Here is an 18,590-nt window from a genome sequence, read left to right as displayed (position 1 = left end):
TTTGCCCACATTGCGCTGGTAAGGGCCAACCCTGCGCGACGTCCATGGCGTCCGACTGTGTGCGAGTTCGGGAACAATAATGGCAGACAGAACCCAGCTGAAAGTAGCCGCAAGCAATCATATCGCCGACGACGATCCGTTCGCCGAACTGACCCGCATCATGGGTTTCGATCCGCGTCAACCGGTCAGGCCGCAGTCGCCGGCGGCCGCAAAGGCTGCGCCCGCGAACCAGGCTGCCGATGGGGCCGACTTCGACATCGACCTCGAAAAGGAGCTGATGGGCGACTTCGACATTGCCGAGGAAAGCGAGCCGGTGGCGCAGCAGGCTGCCCAGGCTGCGCCGGCTTACTGGGCTGCCACTCTCAGCGACGACGAGCTCGCCGCTTCTCTCGAACGGGATTTCGTCTTTGACGATGCGGCGGATCACGCCCATTTTGCCACGCCCGCTGTTGCCACGCCCCCTGCGCCGGAGCCGGCAGCGGACACGGCATTTGACGATGATTTCGACAAGGCGGTCGCGCGTTCGTTGGAAGTCTCGCCCGTGCAGGACGACCTTTCCGTCGACCAGGAAATGGCGGCCTCGCTGGATGAGGGCTTCTGGATCGACGACCAGCCTGACACGGACGAGAGCGCCGCCGCGGCCGCCGAGCCTGCGGCTGTCGAGCCTGCTGTCCTTGAGCCTGCGGACGAGACGGCGTTCGACGCCGATTTCGACACTGCGGTCCAGTTGTCGCTCGAGGACGAGTTGGCCTTCGATGACCGTGATATTGAGCCCGAAGGCGCCGACGTGCAGCCGATCGAGGCTCACGCCGCTGTCGACCAGCCGATCGCCGCTGAAGACTACGAGAGTGGGTCCGATCAGGCCGAATTCGTTCGGGCCGCAGTTGATCAGGCCCATTTCGATCAGGCCCAATCTGATCAGGCCCAATTTGAGCAGGCGACGGCTGATATCGCCATGGATATCGATCAGCCGCAGCACCTGATCCTGGAGCAGGAACTGTCGGTCGATGACGAGCCATCGCCGGCTCTCGAGGCGCCTGTTGAGGCCGAGCATTTCGCCGCCGATCCCGAGCCCGCCTTCGATCCCCAACCCGATCACGGAGCTGTAGCCGATCAGGTCTTCGAAGACGATTTCGAGCTCAGCTTCCGTGACGCGCTTGCCGAGGAGCCGGAAGGCCCGGCTGTCGATCCTGAACCGGTCGCCGGTCACGAGGCTGCGGCTGAAGAGGTCTTCGGAGACGATTTCGAACTCAATTTCGACAACGTGCCGTCTGGGGAATCGGAAGCGCCGGCTGCCGAGCCCGTCGCCGCGGCGGAGCCGCCATTTGCCGAGCCTGCTCCTTCTGCATCGGCACCGGTTCCGCCGGTTGCGGCAGTCGACCCGGCTAAGCCGGCCGCAGGCGAGCGCAGCCTGGAAGACGAACTCAATGCGCTGCTTGGCGCCATGACGGCGCGGCCAATTCCGGTTGCGCCGGTCCCGGTTGCTCCTGTTCCGGCCGCCGCATCGGCACCGCGGTCGGTCGTTCAGCCGGCTGGCGATACCGACCAGAAGGCTGGCGTGGGCGATGAGCTCGATTGGGACCTCGACGCACGCAACGAGCCCGCCTACGGCACGCAGATCGCCCAGTCCGCCGATGCCGATCTCGATAGGCTGCTCGCCGGCGAACTCGACCGGCAGGGCTTCGAAGGCGCGGCTTCCGAACAGGATGCCGAACCCAGCATAGATTTCGATGACGAGGCTTTCGACGCCGCCTTCGCCAAGGGCATCGAGATGGACGCGCCTGTCGCGCCTGCCGAACCGCCAAAGTCGTGGAGCCGCGTGACCCCGGTCGCAGCGCCGGTGCACGCCTCTTATGTCACGCAGCCTGCGGCTACGGCGCCGCAAACCGCGGCCCCTGCCTACGAACCGGTGGAGGATTATTCCGCATACGCCAAGCCGGCGCCGCAGATGCCGACGCCTGCCTATCGTGCGGAGCCGGCGAAGGACTATGCCGGTTACGCCACGCCGGCCCCGGCGCCGCAGATGTCGGCGCCTGCCGATCGTGAGGAGCCGGCGAAGGACTATGCCGGTTACGCCACGCCGGCCCCGGCGCCGCAGATGTCGGCGCCTGCCTATCGTGAGGAGCCGGCGAGGGACTATTCCGCTTACGCCAAGCCAGCCGCGGCGCCGCAGTCTCGCCAGCAGGAGAAAATGCCCGATGTCGAGACGGTCGACGTGCCGGAGCGCGTGGTGGCGTTGGCCGACGACCTCGACATTCCGGAGCTCAGCTTCGAGGAGGATCAGCCTGCGGCGCCTGCCTATGACGATCTCGATGCCGAGTTTGCCGGCCTGCTTAGCGAGATGAACGCAACCGAGATCGCTCAGGCGCCTGTGCAGAGCCGGGGCTATGAGGACGACTCCCACAATGCCGGACTCAAGACCGGCTACGACCGCCGCGAGTTGCGGGCCGAGACGGCCGCTGCACCGGCGACCCTGTCCTATGCCGCAGCTGCAAGCCAATTCGATGCAGACGATTTGCCCGGCAGCCGGCCGGTCTCGCAGGCGGACGACTTCGCCGTCGACGAACTTGACTACGATCCTGAGCTCGACGAAGCGATGACTGTGCCCGGCTTTGCCGAGCGCGAAGCCGCGAAGCCGCGAAGCCGTGGCATTATGCTTGCCGCGCTCGTCGGCGCCGTTGTGGTCGCGGGCGGTCTCGGCGCTCTCGCCTTCTCCTTTGGCGGCAAGGGCGGCAGCGAAGCGCCCGTGATCGTGAAGGCGGACAATTCGCCGATCAAGGTCAAGCCGCAAAACCCGGGCGGCACCGTGGTGCCGAACCAGGACAACAAAGTCTATGACGCCGTGGCCAAGGGTGGGGCGGCCAAGCCCGCCGAACCGGCGCAGCAGAAACTGGTGACCAACACCGAGGAACCTATCGACGTGGCGTCCAAGGAACCGGCGCAGAGCCGGATCGTCGACCTTTCGCCTGACGACACCGACGCCGCGCCTGGCACCAACTCAGCCGGCAATGCGGCCGCGGCAGCGCCGGTTCCGGACACAGCAGCTCCGGCCGCAGCCGCGCCGGCACCGGCCGCAGCCGCGCCGGCACCGGCCGAAGCAGCGCCGGCTCCGGAAGCCGCAGCGCCGGCACCGGAGGCCGCAGCGCCCGCACCGGACGCAGCAGCGCCGGCTGACGCCCAGGCCGCCGCCCCCGCAACCCCACAGCAGGCCGCTCCGGCGCCGAAATCGGAAGACCGCATCGCCCAGGTTCTGCAGGAGGCAGACAAGGGGACCAACAACGATGTCGTCGCCGTGGCGCCGCGCAAGGTGAAGACCATGATGGTGAAGCCTGACGGCTCGCTGGTTCCGCGCGAGGATCCGGCTCCCGCGCCGCAGGTCGCGGCAACCGAACCGACCGATCCGGCGCCGCAGCACGTCGCTTCCGCCGGGCAGGGCGATGCCCAGCCGACAGGCGCCGTCACGCCGGCAACCGATCAGGCTGCCGACCAGGGCGGTGATGACCAAAGCGCTGCCGCCGCGGTGAAGCCAGCCGCCGCGGCGAAGACCGAAGCCAGGGTCCAGTCCGCCAACACGCCGGCGAAGGTGCCGGTGGCGCCGCCGCGTCCGTCCGATCAGCCGGTCGATATCGTCGGCGAGGTCAAGCCCGACCAGGTCGCCTCCATCGATCCGGCGGCGGCAGGCGGCGGCTCGTGGTCGATGCAGATCGCTTCGCAGCCGACGGTTGAAAGCGCCCAGTCCACCTACCAGGACCTGCAGCGCCGTTACGGAAGTGTGCTCGCCGGACGCACAGCCAACATCGTCAAGGCGCAGATCGCCGGCAAGGGCACTTTCTACCGAGTCCGGGTCCCGGCCCAGTCGCGCAACGACGCGATCAATCTGTGCACCAACTACAAGGCGGCCGGCGGCACCTGCTTCGTGTCGCGCTGATCATTTACCACCGTTCAGAGCCGGCGTCGCCGCGAGGCCGCGCCGGCTTTTTCGTTGTGGACGGCTGTCGTCATTCATGCGGCACCGGTCAGGGGTGATTCCCCTTTGGTTCGCAAAACCTTAGAGCGGTTCAGCGCCGGCAGAATCACCGAACCCGCATAACTCCTTGTTTTTACGGAATTCCGGACGCAAAACCGTTACACACTTTTCCTGGAATTGCTCTAAGCTTCGATCCATGACCGAATCAAAATCCATGATCCTCGGCTGCGCCGGGAAATCCCTCACTGAAGATGAAATCCGCTTCTACGGCGACGAACGTCCTTGGGGCTTCATCCTGTTCGCGCGCAATGTCGGCGAGACCGAGCAGATCCGCGACCTGGTCGCCTCGATGCGCGAGAGCGTCGGACGCCCGGATGCCCCGGTCTTCATCGACCAGGAGGGCGGCAGGGTGCAGCGCCTGCGACCGCCGCTGGCGCCGAACTATCCTGCAGGCGGAGCGCTCGGCGCGCTTTGGCGCGAGGATCGCGAGGCCGGCCGCCGTGCCGCGTGGCTGCTCGCGCGGCTTCACGCCTTCGATCTGCTGCGCCACGGCATCACCGCCGACTGCCTGCCGGTGCTCGACGTGCCCATTGCGGGCGCCAGCGATGTCATCGGCGCGCGCGCCTATGGTATGGAACCAAATGCCGTGATCGAGCTTGGCCGGGCTTCGGCCGAGGGCCTGATGTCGGGTGGCGTCCTGCCGGTCATGAAGCATATTCCCGGCCACGGCCGCGCCTTTGCCGATACGCATTTCGCGCTGCCGACGGTCGACACGCCCCTCGCCGAGTTGCGGCAACATGATTTCGCCCCGTTCAAGGCGCTCAACCACCTGCCGATGGCGATGACGGCGCATGTCGTCTACAGCGCGATCGACCCGGACAATCCGGCGACGACCTCGGCCAAGGTCGTCAACGAGGTGATCCGTGGCGAGATCGGCTTCGAAGGGCTCCTGATGAGCGACGACACCTCGATGAAGGCACTTTCTGGGGATTTCCCGACAAAGGCGGCCGCGATCCTTGCGGCGGGCTGCGATCTCGTCCTTCACTGCAACGGCGTTTTCGAGGAAATGTCGGGGATCGCGTCGCGTGCGACGGTGCTCGAAGGCAAGTCCTTGGCGAGAGCGGAGCGGGCGCTGGCCTATATAAACGACCGCGACGTCGCGGACGAAAGCACCATACGCGCGGAATTCGCCACCTATTTCGACGCGGTGGCCTGAACCGAAGGGAAAGCAAGGCAAGTGGCGGAAACATTGGACAGCAAGGCCGCGAAGGCCGCACCGATGGACCGTCTGTGGGCCGAGAACGACGAGTCACGTCTGACCGGCGATCCGTCGCTGGTGGTCGATGTCGCCGGCTTCGAAGGCCCGCTCGATCTTCTGCTGCATCTGGCGCGCAACCAGAAGGTCGATCTCGCCCGCATCTCGATCCTGGCGCTCGCCGAGCAATATCTGGCCTTCATCGAGAAGGTGAGGGCGCTGAGATTGGAGCTCGCGGCCGACTATCTGGTCATGGCGGCATGGCTTGCCTTCCTCAAGTCGAAGCTGTTGATCCCGAAACAGCCGGGCGAAGAGGGCGAGAGCGGCGAGGAACTGGCAGCGGTGCTGCAATTCCGGCTGAAGCGGCTGGAGGCGATGCGTGATGCCGCTGCGCGGCTGGTCAACCGCAACCGGCTCGGCCGCGACGTCTTCGCGCGCGGCATGCCGGAAATGGTGATCGTCGAGAAGCGCAATGCCTATTCGGCCTCGCTCTACGATCTGCTGACCGCCTATGCGCAGCAGCGCCAGCGGCAGGCGATCAGCAACGTGACGATCGCCAGGCGCGCCGTATGGTCGCTGAAGGACGCACGCGACGTGCTGGCACGGCTGGTCGGAACGATTGGCGACTGGACGGCGCTCGACAGCTTCCTGATCCAGTATCTGGCGGCGCCGGAAGAAAGGCGCACGGCAGTCGCCAGTTCGTTCGCCGCGACACTCGAAATGGTGCGCGAGGGCAAGCTGGAAGTGCGGCAGGATCAGGTCTTCGCGCCGATCTATCTGCGCGGCCGCGCACAAGGGGTCAAGGCAGCCGAGGTGGCATCATGAGTGAACGCGCCAACGCTTCGGTCATCCCGTTCAAGGTCGAACCGGAAGCCGAGATGGCCGAGCAGGGTTCTATCGAGAACCCCGCCGAGCGGCTGCAATTGTCGGAAGCAGTCCGCATGGCCGAGGCGATCATCTTCGCCAGTGCCGAGCCGGTCAGTGAAAGGCAACTGGCGGCGCGCCTGCCCGAGGGCGTCAACATCGCGGCGGCAATGGCCGATCTGCAGGAAATCTACGCCAAGCGCGGGGTCAACCTGGTGCGGGTCGGCGACGCCTGGGCGTTCCGCACCGCCGGCGACCTGGCTTTCCTGATGAGCCGGGACTCGGTCCAGCAGAGAAAGCTTTCGCGCGCGGCGCTCGAAGTGCTGGCGATCATCGCCTATCATCAGCCGGTCACCCGCGCCGAGATCGAGGATATCAGGGGGGTCGAGACCTCGAAGGGCACGCTGGACACGCTGCTGGAGACGGAGTGGGTCAGGATGCGCGGCCGGCGCCGCACGCCCGGCCGTCCCGTGACCTACGGCACGACCGACGCTTTCCTCGATCACTTCGCGCTGGAGGAGATCCGCGACCTGCCCGGCATGGAAGAGCTGAAGGGCGCCGGATTGCTCTCGACGCGCATGCCGTCCAATTTCTCGATGCCGGTGCCGCCGGCCGATCCAGACGCGCTGGCCGAGGACGAGGATGCGCTGACCGATATCGACCTCGAGGAGCTCGGATTGCTCACGCCGCGCGTCACCGAAGAGTGAGTGCGAAACCGATACGAATGGTTTATTAGCAGGGGCTGCGCGGATTCGTAGCAAGGCGCTCACGCCGAAAGTGCGTGACATCCGCTAGCCATTTTACCAACTTCATTGCGGTTGTGTTTGAATCCCCGAGCGAAAACGCATAGATCATCGCCGAGGGAAAACATTCGAGAGAGATTGTTATGGGTTCACTATCGATATGGCACTGGCTGATCGTTCTGGTCATCGTGCTGCTCCTGTTCGGCCGCGGCAAGCTGCCGGAGCTGATGGGCGACATGGCCAAGGGCATCAAGAGCTTCAAGAAGGGCATGGCTGAGGACGATACCGACGACAAGCGGACCGTCGAGCACCGCGCCGACGAGACCGTATCGCCGGGCAAGGAAAAGGTCAGCAAGAGCTGAGTCCGGTTGTTGCTTTGAGCACGTCGTTGTCCCAGAACCCTTTCGTGTTTTTGGGCGACAGGCTCTCGTTGGAATAGATTGCCATGTTCGAAGTCGGCTGGAGCGAGCTGCTGGTGATCGCGGTCGTCATGATCGTGGTCGTCGGGCCGAAGGATTTGCCCAACATGCTGCGCACGTTTGGCCGCACCGCGGCCAAATTGCGCGCCATGGCGGGCGACTTCCAGAAGCAGTTCAACGATGCCCTGAAGGAAGCCGAGCTTGACGATGTCAAGGACTCGGTCGACAGCCTTCGTGGGCTCAGCCCGATGAACGAAATCCGCAAGCAGCTCAATCCGTTCGAGCAGGCGGCGGCCGACGTTCGGGCCGGCGTCGATACGATGATGAAGCCCAAGCCGGCTTCCGATCAGGCGCCCTCGGATGCAACGACCCCGCAGCCTGCCGAGCCGCTGAAGAACGGCGCGACGGAAATCTCAGGCATCAACGGAACCGACGTCGCCCCGGCTGTGCCGATGTCCCCGCCAGCTGCGCCGATCTCCCCGGCCTTGACTGAGGCCTCCGTGACCACGCCCATTGCGGAGACCGCCGGGTCCGCCCAGCCGGCGAAAAAAGTGGCCGCGTCGAAGGCGAAAGCCGCCGGTGCAGCGGCGAAAGCCGCATCGGCCAAGGCTCCGGCGACTAAAGCCCCGGCGAAATCTGCGCCGGCGGCGGCAAAGGTCGCAGCGCCTGCTAAGGAAGCGGCATCCAAGGTTGAGGCCAATCCCGCGGCGAAGAAGCCGGCCGTGAAAAAGGCCGCCGATGCCAAGAAGACGGCAGGAGCCGCCAAGTGAGCGTCTCGGACAAGGAGAGGGAAGAGATCGAGAAATCCTCGGCGCCGCTGATCGAGCACCTTGTCGAGCTGCGCCGGCGGCTGATCTGGTCGCTGGGCGGCTTCTTCATCGCCTTCCTCGCCTGCTTCTTCTTCGCCAAGCGCCTGTTCAACCTTCTGGTCGTCCCGTTCAAATGGGCGACGCAATGGGCTGGGCTCGACCCGCACAAGGTCGAGCTGATCTACACGGCGCCGCAGGAGTTCTTCTTCACCCAGGTGAAGCTCGCCATGTTCGGCGGCATGGTCATCGCTTTCCCGCTGATCGCCACGCAGATCTATAAATTCATCGCGCCGGGTCTCTACAAGAACGAACGCAGCGCCTTCCTGCCGTTCCTGATTGCGTCGCCCATCCTGTTCCTGATGGGCGCCTCGCTGGTCTATTTCTTCTTCACCCCGATGGTGATGTGGTTCTTCCTCGCCATGCAGCAGGTCGGCACCAACGACCAGGTGCAGATCTCCTTGCTGCCGAAGGTGTCGGAATATCTCAGCCTGATCATGACGCTGATCTTCTCCTTCGGCCTGGTGTTCCAACTGCCGGTGGTGACCAGCCTGCTGACGCGCGTCGGCCTTCTGTCGTCGCAAGCGCTGGCCGAGAAGCGCAAATGGGCGATCGTCATTGCCTTCGTCGTCGCCGCGGTGTTGACCCCGCCAGATCCGATGAGCCAGATCGGCCTCGCTCTTCCGACCATCGTGCTCTACGAGGTCGCGATCTTCACTTCGCGCCTGATCGAGCGCAGCCGGGAGCGCGACCGTCTGGCGCGCGACAGGCAGGAAGAGGCAGACAGCACTGTCGCCGGAAAGACGCCGGACGCGCCGTCAACCTAGCGCTAAACCTGGTCCCAGGCCTGAAAAACACGGCTGCCGGCTGCTGCTGTCTTGCATCGATCAGGGATGCGGTTTACGCCCTCGAACCTTACTCGAGGACGGAAAGCCATGCTTGACATCAAATGGATTCGCGACAACCCGAAGGCCCTTATCGAAGCGCTGGTGAAGCGCTCGTGGTCGGCTGAAGACGCCCAGTCCGCCGTCGAGGATCTGATCGCCAGGGACGAGGAGCGCCGCACCCATCTCAGCGAATTGCAGGTCAAGCAGGAGCGCCGCAATGCCGCTTCGAAGGAAATCGGCAATGCCATGCGCTCGGGCGAGGCCGTACTTGCTGAAAAGCTCAAGGCCGAGGTCGGCGAGATCAAGGCGTTCATCCAGAACGGCGAGGCGCGCGAGCGCGAACTCGACCAGGCGCTGAACGACGCGCTTGCGGTCCTGCCCAACGTGCCGCTCGACGACGTGCCGGTCGGCAAGGACGAGCACGACAATGTTGTCAAGCGCGTCGTCGGCGATGTGCCGACCCGCCCGAACTGGGTGAAGGAGCATTTCGAGATCGGCGAAGCGCTCGGCATGATGGATTTCGAGCGTGCGGCGAAGCTGTCCGGCTCGCGCTTCACGGTGCTGAAGAGCCAACTGGCGCGCATGGAGCGCGCGCTCGGCCAGTTCATGATCGACCTGCACACGACAGAGCACGGTTATGAGGAGATCCAGCCGCCGCTGATGGTGCGCGACGAGGTTCTCTTCGGCACCAACCAGCTGCCGAAATTCGAACTGGACCTGTTCTTCACCCCGCATGGGGACGGACGGCTGGGCCTGATCCCTACGGCGGAAGTGCCGCTCACCAACCTAGTGCGCGAGGAGATCACGCCGCATGAGAAGCTGCCGCTGCGCTACACGGCGCTGACGCCGTGCTTCCGCTCGGAAGCGGGCTCGGCCGGCCGCGACACACGCGGCATGCTCCGCCAGCATCAGTTCTACAAGGTCGAGCTGGTGTCGATCACCGACCAGGAAAGCTCGCTCGCCGAGCATGAGCGCATGACGCAATGCGCCGAGGAGGTGCTGAAGCGGCTCGGCCTGCCGTTCCGCACGGTGACGCTCTGCACCGGCGACATGGGCTTTGGCGCACGCAAGACCTACGACATCGAGGTCTGGCTGCCGGGCCAGAACGCCTATCGCGAAATCTCGTCGTGCTCGGTCTGCGGCGACTTCCAGGCGAGGCGCATGGATGCCCGCTACAAGGACAAGGACGGCAAGGGCAACCGGTTCGTGCACACGTTGAACGGCTCCGGCACTGCGGTCGGCCGCGCTCTCATCGCCGTCATCGAAAACTACCAGAATGAGGACGGCAGCGTAACCATTCCTGAAGTGCTGCGGCCTTACATGGGTGGTCTCGCCAAGATCGAATCGAAATGAGTTCATGCGCATCCTGCTGACCAATGATGACGGCATCCACGCCGAAGGCCTTGCGTCGCTCGAGCGCATCGCCCGAACGCTCTCGGATGACGTCTGGGTGGTGGCGCCCGAGCAGGACCAGTCCGGCTACGCGCATTCGCTTTCGATTTCGGAACCGCTCAGGCTGAGGAAGGTCGGCGAGAAGCATTTCGCAGTGCGCGGCACCCCCACCGACTGCGTCATCATGGGCACGAAAAAGATCCTCCCCGGGCCGCCTGACCTCATCCTTTCGGGGGTCAACTCCGGCGCCAACATCGCCGACGACGTTACTTATTCGGGCACGGTGGCCGGCGCAATGGAGGGGGCGCTGCTCGGTATCCGTTCGATCGCGGTCAGCCAGGCCTATTCCTATCTCGGCGAGGACCGCGTCGTCCCTTACGAGACGACCGAAGCGCTGGCGCCGGCGCTGCTCGAAAGGCTGATCGCAACGCCGCTGCCGGAAGGCGTGCTGCTCAACGTCAATTTCCCGAACTGCGCACCCGACGAAATCGAGGGCACGGTCGTCACCGCGCAGGGCAAGCTCGTGCACAGCCTTTGGGTCGACGAGCGCCGCGACGGTCGCGGTCTGCCTTATTACTGGCTGCGCTTCGGCCGGGAGCCGGTCGAAGGCAAAAAGGGCACCGATCTTTACGCGCTGCGCAACCGGCTGGTGTCGGTGACGCCGCTGCAGCTCGACCTGACCGCCCATGAACTCCGCGACCAGCTGACCAAGGCGCTGTCATGACCATGGCTATCGACGACCGTGAAGGTTTCGCCGCTTTCCTGCTGCGGCTGCGCGGCAGGGGCACGGCGCCGAAGGCGCTGGTCGCCGCGTTCGAGGCGACTCCGCGGCGCGGCTTCCTATCCGCACAGTTCCATTCGATGGCCTGGTCGGAAGGCATGCTGCCGATCGAATGCGGCGAGGCGATCGAGGGCGCGGACCTGCAGGCGGCGGTGGTTGCGGCTTTGGCCATCGAGCCGGGCAACCGCGTGCTCGAGATCGGCACCGGGTCTGGCTATACGGCAGCCGTGATGTCCAGGCTCGCCGCGCGCGTCGTCAGCGTCGACCGCTACAAGACCTTGACCGAGCAGGCAAAGCAGCGTTTCGAGGCGCTCGGCATCAGCAACGTCATCGTACGCCAGGCCGACGGCTCCAACGGCCTGCCCAACGAAGGGCCGTTCGACCGCATCATCGCCTGGGCGGCCTTCGACAGTCTTCCGCGCTTCCTGCTCGATCAATTGTCGAGCGGTGGCGTCGTCATCGCGCCGATCGGCCCGGAGGAGGGCGAGCAGGTGCTGGCCAAGCTCACCAAGGTCGGCAGCCGTTTCGAGCGCGAGGACATCGGTATGGTCAGGCTGCAGCCGGTCCTGCGCAGCGTTGCCGCGGTGATCTAGCGCGCCAGCCCTGCGATCGACGGCTAACCACGCCGAACGCGCCTGCAGACCATCACTCCAGTCAGCCGCCCCAGCGGTAGTTCAGGCGCAAACCAACGAGATCGACATCCTGATCGATGCGCTCGGTGCTGAAGAGGCCTCCCGGCGCGCCAACGACCGTGAAGGTGGTGGTCTTGTCGGGCATGAACAGGTGATCGTATTCGATCGCGAGTGACCAATTCGGAGCAAAGCCATATTTAAGACCGGCACCCAAGGCACCGCCCCAGCGGGTCTGATCGTCTGTCTCGCCGGCGGGCGTGTCGGGGAAAAGAGAACATCGAAACGGTCGTGAGTCACGGCCGCGCCTCCCTTGACGTACAAGAGGGCGTTGTCGACGCTGTACCCGACTTGGGCGGTCAGCAAGCCAAACCAAGCGAAGGCGTGGTCGAGTGAGGTGGTGCCGCTGCTCGCCCGGTCTCATTTCGTGCGATTCGCCGGTTCCCGAGACGTCCGTCTCGTCTCGGCCGGCACGATCTGTCCGGACTTCGTCGCGCCTGTCGAAAAATGTTTTAAGAAAATTTTCGGCGGATTCTAATGGGTTAACCGGCCAGTAACATTAACGCGCTTTAATCATGACCAGTTTGTACCGGGTCTGTGCGGGTTAGTGCGATGCAATTCAATGGTTTGAAGGCAAACGGACGCAATCTGGCGCGCGGCTGCGCCGTCCTGATGATCGCCGGTGCCGCGGCAGGCTGCAGCTCCCAGGCGATGCGCTTCAATGGTGTCGACGACGTCTTCACATCGTCCACCAACAATCAGCGCGCCATCATCAACAAGCAGAATGTCGACCAGCCCTATCCGGGCGATACGGTCGCGCCGGCCCCAGTCGACGGCAGTCACACCCAGTCGGTGAGCCGCTCCAGTCTCGAACCGGTGACGTCCCAGCAATTGCCGCCGCCCTCGGCGCCGGCCGCCGCCAAGCCGATACGCACCGCCTCGGCCCCGGCACTTGCGCCGGCTCCTGCCGCGCCGCATCTCGACAGGACGGCCACCAACACAGTCGCGCCGGCCAAGCCGTTCAAGACCGCCGAGCCCGACGCGGTGCGCAACGCAAGCGCGGCGCCACACGCGACCGAGATCGTGGTGAGGGAAGGCGAGACGATTTCCGGTCTCGCTCGGCAATATCATGTGCCGGCCGATGCGATCATCAAGGTCAACGGGCTCGATGCCAACAAGGGCATCAGAACCGGCCAGAAGATCGTCATTCCGGCCTATGCCTATTCGAGCAAGGGCGGGCCGAAGGTTGCCGACAGCACCAAGCCCGCCAACACACCGAAGCAGCCCGCCGGCGCGCCGGAGAAGGTTGCCGTGCTGCCGCAGCAGCCAAAACTCAAGGACGGCAAATCCGCCGCGCAGGTCGATGCATCGGCGGCGGCCAGCGGTTCGAAGAGCGCCACGCCCGCCCAGATGGCCGAGGCAAAGCCGGCCGGCGCCGGCGGTACCTACACCGTTCAGCAGGGCGATTCCCTGTCTTCGATCGCCCGCAAGACCGGCGTCGGCGTCACGGCGCTCAAGCAGGCCAACGGCATGAAGGACGGCCTCTTGAAGATCGGCCAGACGCTCAAGGTTCCGGCCGGCGGCACCGTTGCCGTCGCTGCCGCGAAGCCTGTCGCGACCAAGCCGACCGTCGATCCGGTGACGACGGCAACCACGCAGCCGCCGGCAAAGACCACACCGTCGGAGACGCTCGCCTCCTACACGCCGCCGAAGAAGGACGCCAAGGTCATCCAGCAGGCCGAGGACGACGATGCAGTGGCGCCGGATGCGACCGGCATCGGCAAGATGCGCTGGCCGGTGCGCGGCCGCGTCATCTCCGGCTTCGGCTCCGGCAAGGACGGCGTCGACATCGCGGTGCCGGAAGGAACGCCGATCAAGGCGGCCGAAAACGGCGTCGTCATCTATGCCGGCGACGGCCTCAAGGAGTTCGGCAACACAGTGCTGGTGCGCCACGAGAACGGCCTGGTCACCGTCTACGGCCATGCCAGCTCGATCGAGGTGCAGCGCGGCCAGAAGGTCAAGCGCGGCCAGGAGATCGCGCTGTCCGGCATGAGCGGCACCACGGACTCGCCGAAGCTGCACTTCGAGGTGCGCAAGAACTCTGCTCCGGTCGATCCGAGCGGCTATCTCGAATAGAACAAGAACAAATTGCGGGCCGCCTGACCTCCAGTCCGGCCCGCCGGCTTCAGCCCGCTCCGCCAGGAGCGGGCTTTTTCAGTGCAGCCGGTGATGGGCTATCAGTCCTTGAGCGGCTTGCCGAGCCGTCCGGCAAGATCCTGGGTGAACTGCCAGGCGACGCGGCCGGAGCGGCTGCCGCGCGTCGTTGCCCATTCCAAGGCTTCCGCGCGCAACGTCTCGGGATCAATCGCGAGGGCATGGTAACGGACATAGCCGTCGATCATGTCGAGATATTCGTCCTGCGAGCATTTGTGGAAGCCGAGCCACAGGCCGAAGCGGTCGGAGAGCGAGACTTTTTCCTCCACCGCTTCCGACGGGTTGATCGCGGTCGAGCGCTCATTGTCGATCATATCGCGCGGCAGCAGGTGCCGCCGGTTCGACGTGGCGTAGAAGATGACATTGGCCGGGCGGCCCTCGACGCCGCCTTCGAGCGCTGCCTTGAGCGACTTGTAGGAAGTGTCGTCATGGTCGAAGGAAAGGTCGTCGCAAAACAGGATGAAGCGGTAGGGCGCCGCCTTCAACAAGCTCATCAGCTTGGGCAGGGTGTCGATGTCCTCGCGATGGATCTCGATCAGCTTCAGCGGCCGGTCGAGCTTGTCCGAGGCGTTGACCTTGGCGTGCACGGCCTTGACCAGCGACGACTTGCCCATGCCGCGCGCGCCCCACAGCAACACATTGTTGGCGGCGAAGCCGGACGCAAAGCGCTCGGTGTTGTCGAGCAGGATGTCGCGGACCCGGTCGACTCCGCGGATCAGGCCGATGTCGACGCGATTGACCTTGTGGACCGGCTCCAGGTAGCCGGGATCGGCCTGCCAGACGAAGCAATCGGCCAAGCCGAGGTCGGTCTCGGGAACCGGTGGCGGCCCGAGACGGGAGACCGCGTCGATCAGGCGGTCGAGCTTTTTGTTCAGGGCATCCAGGCTATCGGTCATTTCCGGTCTTTTTAACTTGGCAATCACGGAACGTGAAACGGATCCGCGGCTGCGCACCAAGAACCAACTGCAAGCTTCTGTTGTAGCACGATCTTTTCGGCCGGCTCCAACCGGCTTCCGGCTGCGACGCTCTAGCACGCGCCAAACGGCTGGAAAAGCAACGGATTCGGCGGGTCGCGCAGTTGCATTGGCAACTTTACCGACTATATTCCGGCCAAAATTTCGCGCGGCCGTCCCGGCGGTATTTCACCATCCAGGAGTTTCTTGATGTTCGTCACACCGGCATACGCCCAAGGCGTCGGCACCTCGCCCGATATGTTCATCAGCATTTTGCCGTTTGTCCTGATTTTCGTGATCATGTATTTTCTGATCATCAGGCCGCAGCGCACGCAGTTGAAGAAGCGCCAGGAAATGCTGGCCGCAGTGCGCCGCGGCGATACGGTGGTGACCGGCGGCGGTTTCGTCGGCAAGGTGACCAAGGTGATCGACGACAATGAACTGGAGATCGACCTTGGCGGCGGGACCAAGGTGACGGCGCTGCGCTCGACGATCTCCGACGTGCGCGTCAAGGGCGAGCCGGTGGCGAACCAGAACGCCAAGAAGTAATCACCACCTCGATGGCGGAACGCTGCCGCTTGTACGCCTGAACGGATAAGAACGAATGCTTTATTTCTCGCGCCTGAAGATGATCCTGATCTGGCTGGCCGTGGCCGTGACAGTGGTCCTCGCCGCGCCCAACCTGTTTCCGGCAAGCATGCTGGCGCAACTGCCGAGCTGGGTGCCGAAGCGGCAGATGACGCTCGGCCTCGACCTTCAGGGCGGCTCGCACATCCTGCTTGAAATGAATCAGAACGATCTGATCAAGGATAGGATGGAGACGACGCGCGACGAGATCAGGACGCTGCTGCGCGAGGCCAATCCCAAGATTAACTACACCGGCCTTTCCGGTTCCGGCCGCACCGTGCAGGTTCGCATCACGGACCAGGCTCAACTCGACCAGGCCAAGAAGGTCCTGAAACCGCTGACCGATCCGGTGGCGGCGGGACTGTTCAGCGGCGGCTCCATCCAGGAAATGTCGCTGGATGACTCCGAGCCCGGCCTGCTCAAATTCACGGTCACCGACGCCGGCCTGAAATACCGCACCTCGACGGCTCTGTCGCAGTCGATCGAAGTGGTCGAGCGGCGCGTCAACGAGCTCGGCACGACCGAGCCGATCGTGCAGCGGCAGGGCGACGACCGCATCCTTGTCCAGGTGCCGGGCCTGCAGGATCCGCAGCGGCTGAAGGAGATCCTCGGACAGACCGCCAAGCTGACCTTCCAGATGGTCGACCAGTCGATGCCTGTGCAGGATGCGCTGAAGGGCCGTCCGCCCGCAGGCTCTTCCGTCCTCTACTCGCAAGACGATCCGCCGGTCCCCTATCTCATCGAAAACCGCGTCATCGTTTCCGGCGAAAATCTGGTCGACGCGCAGGCGACCTACAATTCGCAGACCAACGAGCCGGTGGTTTCATTCCGTTTCGATTCCAAGGGAGCGACACGGTTCGGCCAGGCGACGGCGCAGAATGTCGGCAAGCTGTTCGCCATCGTCCTCGACAACCAAGTGATTTCGGCGCCGCAGATCCGTGAGCCGATCCTGGGCGGTACCGGGCAGATTTCCGGCAATTTCACCCCGCAGAGCGCCAATGACCTTGCCGTGCTGCTGCGCGCCGGCGCGCTGCCGGCAACGCTGACGGTCATCGAAGAGCGAACGGTCGGTCCAGGCCTCGGCCAGGATTCCATCCATGCCGGCAAGGTGGCGGGCGTGATCGGTTCGATCCTCGTCGTCGCCTTCATGTTCGTCGCATACGGCTTCCTCGGCTTCCTCGCCAACATCGCGCTGGCCGTCCACGTGGCGATGATCGTTGCGCTGCTGTCGCTGCTGGGCGCCACGCTCACTTTGCCCGGCATCGCCGGCATCGTGCTCACCATCGGCATGGCGGTGGACTCCAACGTTCTGATCTATGAACGCATTCGAGAGGAGCGGCGACTTGGCCGCTCGGTGATCCAGTCGATCGACACCGGCTTCGCCAAGGCGCTGGCAACGATCGTCGACTCCAATGTCACGTCGCTGATTGCCACCGTGGTGCTGTTCTGGCTGGGCACAGGACCGGTCAAGGGTTTCGCCATCACCTATGCGATCGGCATTCTGACCACCGTTTTCACCGCCTTCACCTTCACCCGCATGCTGGTGTCGATCTGGCTGCGCCGCGCCCGTCCGAAGGAATTGCCGCGCGCGCCGGTCACCTTCATTCCGCCCGGCACCAGGATCCCGTTCATGGGTATCCGCCGCTGGACGTTCGCTTTGTCCAGCATCTTGTCGATCCTGTCAGTTGTCGGGTTCCTCACCATCGACATCAATTACGGCATCGACTTCAAGGGCGGCTCGATGATCGAGGTGCAGTCCAAGCAGGGCGACGCCGATCTCGGTGACATCCGCAACAGGCTCTCCGAGCTCAACATCGGCGAGATCCAGGTGCAGCAGTTCGGCGCGCCGAACGACGTTCTGATCCGCGTCGGCACGCAGGACGCCGGCGAGAATGCCGAGCAGACCGTCATCGACAAGGTGCGCGGCGAACTGCAGGACCAGTATGACTTCCGCCGCGTGGAGGTGGTCGGACCGACGGTCTCCGGCGAGCTCGCCAAGCAAGGCACGATCGCCATGCTCATCGCGCTGGTCGGCATCCTGCTCTATGTGTGGTTCCGCTTCGAGTGGCAGTTCGCCGTCGGCGCCATCATCGCCACGGTGCACGATGTGGTGATGACCATCGGCTTCTTCGTCATAACCGGACTGGAATTCAACCAGTCGTCGCTCGCGGCGATCCTGACCATCATCGGCTACTCACTCAACGACACCATCGTCGTCTATGACCGCGTCCGCGAAGACTTAAGAAAATACAAAAAGATGCCGTTGCCGCAGCTGTTGAACAACGCCATCAACGAGACGCTGTCCAGAACCACGCTGACCTCGGTGACCACCATCCTGGCGCTGTTGGCACTGGTGCTGTTCGGCGGCGAGGTGATCCGCTCCTTCACGCTGGCGATGCTGTTCGGCGTGGTGTTCGGCACCTATTCGTCGATCTTCATCGCCGCGCCGCTGCTGATCCTCTTCAAGCTCAGGCCGCAGGCCGCAGCCGCCGAAGAGACCAAGCCGGCGAACGGCAAGGCCGTGGCGACCTGAAGCCGTCAGAGCCGGATGATCTCAGGTCGAGTCGAACTGAGATCTGGATCCGCTCTAAATCAAAGAGATAGAGCATAATGTCGTCCGAAAACCGCTCCACCTTTTCGGCATCATGCTCTAGCCCCATGGCCAAAGGCATCGTCATCCGAGAGGCGCATTTCCCGGGCAGGGCGCCGGTCGAGGCCTATGGCAATGGCGGGTTCCGCTTTGCCGACATGTCGCATCGAGGCTCGCTGCTGTGCCTGCCGTCCGGTATCCATGGCTGGGAGCCGGCCGATCCGCTGGCGCTAAAAGCTTCGGACTTCGACAAGCTGTTCGCCCAGGCCGACAAGGTAGAAATCCTGCTGGTCGGCACCGGCAAGGATCTGCGGCCGCTGCCGGCTGCACTCCGCTCCGCGCTGAAAGAGGCCGGCATTTCGGCCGACCCGATGTCGACGGGCGCGGCCGTGCGCACCTACAACGTGCTGCTGGCCGAGGACCGTGCCGTGGCCGCAGCGCTGATCGCCGTCGATTGATGGCC

16 protein-coding genes are annotated in these 18,590 nt (G+C 64.4%); 14 read left to right on the top strand and 2 right to left on the bottom strand.

Going from position 1 to position 18,590, the window contains the following annotated elements:
* The first annotated feature begins 79 nt into the window (after positions 1 to 79).
* From P9228_RS08000 to P9228_RS07955, 10 genes are all read left to right on the top strand, one after another.
* Complete coding sequence (locus P9228_RS08000; RefSeq protein ID WP_278052963.1) at positions 80 to 3,928, top strand: SPOR domain-containing protein; 3,849 nt, start codon at positions 80 to 82, stop codon at positions 3,926 to 3,928.
* A gap of 235 nt (positions 3,929 to 4,163) precedes the next feature.
* Positions 4,164 to 5,183 (top strand): beta-N-acetylhexosaminidase, encoded by a 1,020-nt coding sequence (gene nagZ, locus P9228_RS07995; RefSeq protein ID WP_278052962.1) that lies wholly within the window; start codon positions 4,164 to 4,166, stop codon positions 5,181 to 5,183.
* Positions 5,184 to 5,246: 63 nt separating this feature from the next.
* Positions 5,247 to 6,047 (top strand): ScpA family protein, encoded by an 801-nt coding sequence (locus P9228_RS07990; RefSeq protein WP_278054026.1) that lies wholly within the window; start codon positions 5,247 to 5,249, stop codon positions 6,045 to 6,047.
* The gene (scpB, locus tag P9228_RS07985) at positions 6,044 to 6,793 is read left to right on the top strand and encodes an SMC-Scp complex subunit ScpB (RefSeq protein WP_066999981.1); all 750 of its coding nucleotides are present in this window, start codon (positions 6,044 to 6,046) and stop codon (positions 6,791 to 6,793) included. The genes P9228_RS07990 and scpB overlap by 4 nt, the downstream gene beginning before the upstream one ends.
* Before the next feature lie 179 nt (positions 6,794 to 6,972).
* Positions 6,973 to 7,191, top strand: a complete 219-nt coding sequence (locus tag P9228_RS07980; protein WP_066999984.1) for a twin-arginine translocase TatA/TatE family subunit — start codon at positions 6,973 to 6,975, stop codon at positions 7,189 to 7,191.
* Between the two features lie 83 nt (positions 7,192 to 7,274).
* Positions 7,275 to 8,018, top strand: coding sequence for a Sec-independent protein translocase protein TatB (gene tatB, locus P9228_RS07975; protein ID WP_278052961.1), 744 nt, complete (start codon positions 7,275 to 7,277; stop codon positions 8,016 to 8,018).
* A complete protein-coding gene (gene tatC / locus P9228_RS07970; protein ID WP_095801862.1) occupies positions 8,015 to 8,881 on the top strand; it encodes a twin-arginine translocase subunit TatC in 867 nt (288 codons plus the stop codon). The genes tatB and tatC overlap by 4 nt, the downstream gene beginning before the upstream one ends.
* Before the next feature lie 108 nt (positions 8,882 to 8,989).
* Positions 8,990 to 10,294, top strand: a complete 1,305-nt coding sequence (gene serS, locus P9228_RS07965) for a serine--tRNA ligase (protein ID WP_127216658.1) — start codon at positions 8,990 to 8,992, stop codon at positions 10,292 to 10,294.
* 4 nt (positions 10,295 to 10,298) lie between these two features.
* Positions 10,299 to 11,057 (top strand): 5'/3'-nucleotidase SurE, encoded by a 759-nt coding sequence (gene surE, locus P9228_RS07960; protein ID WP_095825609.1) that lies wholly within the window; start codon positions 10,299 to 10,301, stop codon positions 11,055 to 11,057.
* A complete protein-coding gene (locus P9228_RS07955) occupies positions 11,054 to 11,707 on the top strand; it encodes a protein-L-isoaspartate(D-aspartate) O-methyltransferase (RefSeq protein ID WP_095780736.1) in 654 nt (217 codons plus the stop codon). The genes surE and P9228_RS07955 overlap by 4 nt, the downstream gene beginning before the upstream one ends.
* A gap of 61 nt (positions 11,708 to 11,768) precedes the next feature.
* Here the strand turns inward: P9228_RS07955 and P9228_RS07950 are convergent, their stop codons facing one another.
* Positions 11,769 to 11,960: a hypothetical protein gene (locus tag P9228_RS07950; protein ID WP_278052960.1), complete on the bottom strand. Its 192-nt coding sequence runs from the start codon at positions 11,958 to 11,960 to the stop codon at positions 11,769 to 11,771.
* A gap of 395 nt (positions 11,961 to 12,355) precedes the next feature.
* On the opposite strand from P9228_RS07950, the gene P9228_RS07945 reads away from it, so the two are divergent.
* On the top strand, positions 12,356 to 13,879 hold the full coding sequence (locus P9228_RS07945; RefSeq protein WP_067329568.1) for a LysM peptidoglycan-binding domain-containing M23 family metallopeptidase: 1,524 nt from the start codon (positions 12,356 to 12,358) through the stop codon (positions 13,877 to 13,879).
* A 101-nt stretch (positions 13,880 to 13,980) separates the two neighbouring features.
* Here the strand turns inward: P9228_RS07945 and P9228_RS07940 are convergent, their stop codons facing one another.
* On the bottom strand, positions 13,981 to 14,853 hold the full coding sequence (locus P9228_RS07940; protein WP_278052959.1) for an ATP-binding protein: 873 nt from the start codon (positions 14,851 to 14,853) through the stop codon (positions 13,981 to 13,983).
* Positions 14,854 to 15,120: 267 nt separating this feature from the next.
* Between P9228_RS07940 and yajC the strand changes: the two genes are divergently transcribed.
* The 3 genes from yajC (at position 15,121) to P9228_RS07925 (ending at position 18,585) form a co-directional block, all read left to right on the top strand.
* Positions 15,121 to 15,459, top strand: a complete 339-nt coding sequence (gene yajC / locus P9228_RS07935) for a preprotein translocase subunit YajC (RefSeq protein WP_067000009.1) — start codon at positions 15,121 to 15,123, stop codon at positions 15,457 to 15,459.
* 55 nt (positions 15,460 to 15,514) lie between these two features.
* Positions 15,515 to 18,070 carry a protein translocase subunit SecDF gene (secDF, locus tag P9228_RS07930; RefSeq protein ID WP_095801856.1) on the top strand — a complete coding sequence of 852 codons (2,556 nt, stop codon included), beginning with the start codon at positions 15,515 to 15,517 and terminating at the stop codon, positions 18,068 to 18,070.
* A 125-nt stretch (positions 18,071 to 18,195) separates the two neighbouring features.
* Entirely contained in the window at positions 18,196 to 18,585 is a 390-nt protein-coding gene (locus P9228_RS07925) for an Mth938-like domain-containing protein (RefSeq protein WP_067329577.1), read from the top strand.
* The last annotated feature ends 5 nt before the right edge of the window (positions 18,586 to 18,590 follow it).

Source organism: Mesorhizobium sp. WSM4898 (genome assembly GCF_029625845.1).
Lineage (GTDB): Bacteria > Pseudomonadota > Alphaproteobacteria > Rhizobiales > Rhizobiaceae > Mesorhizobium.
This window is presented reverse-complemented; position numbering and strand designations above follow the sequence as displayed.

Excerpts from the sequence above, each read along its gene's own strand:
- secDF (WP_095801856.1), top strand. The coding sequence starts at position 15,515 with ATGCTTTATTTCTCGCGCCTGAAGATGATCCTGATCTGGCTGGCCGTG.
- P9228_RS07980 (WP_066999984.1), top strand. The coding sequence starts at position 6,973 with ATGGGTTCACTATCGATATGGCACTGGCTGATCGTTCTGGTCATCGTG.
- P9228_RS08000 (WP_278052963.1), top strand. The coding sequence starts at position 80 with ATGGCAGACAGAACCCAGCTGAAAGTAGCCGCAAGCAATCATATCGCC.
- P9228_RS07945 (WP_067329568.1), top strand. The coding sequence starts at position 12,356 with ATGCAATTCAATGGTTTGAAGGCAAACGGACGCAATCTGGCGCGCGGC.
- P9228_RS07940 (WP_278052959.1), bottom strand. The coding sequence starts at position 14,853 with ATGACCGATAGCCTGGATGCCCTGAACAAAAAGCTCGACCGCCTGATC.
- tatB (WP_278052961.1), top strand. The coding sequence starts at position 7,275 with ATGTTCGAAGTCGGCTGGAGCGAGCTGCTGGTGATCGCGGTCGTCATG.
- P9228_RS07955 (WP_095780736.1), top strand. The coding sequence starts at position 11,054 with ATGACCATGGCTATCGACGACCGTGAAGGTTTCGCCGCTTTCCTGCTG.
- serS (WP_127216658.1), top strand. The coding sequence starts at position 8,990 with ATGCTTGACATCAAATGGATTCGCGACAACCCGAAGGCCCTTATCGAA.
- yajC (WP_067000009.1), top strand. The coding sequence starts at position 15,121 with ATGTTCGTCACACCGGCATACGCCCAAGGCGTCGGCACCTCGCCCGAT.
- nagZ (WP_278052962.1), top strand. The coding sequence starts at position 4,164 with ATGACCGAATCAAAATCCATGATCCTCGGCTGCGCCGGGAAATCCCTC.
- scpB (WP_066999981.1), top strand. The coding sequence starts at position 6,044 with ATGAGTGAACGCGCCAACGCTTCGGTCATCCCGTTCAAGGTCGAACCG.
- P9228_RS07925 (WP_067329577.1), top strand. The coding sequence starts at position 18,196 with ATGGCCAAAGGCATCGTCATCCGAGAGGCGCATTTCCCGGGCAGGGCG.
- P9228_RS07990 (WP_278054026.1), top strand. The coding sequence starts at position 5,247 with ATGGACCGTCTGTGGGCCGAGAACGACGAGTCACGTCTGACCGGCGAT.
- surE (WP_095825609.1), top strand. The coding sequence starts at position 10,299 with ATGCGCATCCTGCTGACCAATGATGACGGCATCCACGCCGAAGGCCTT.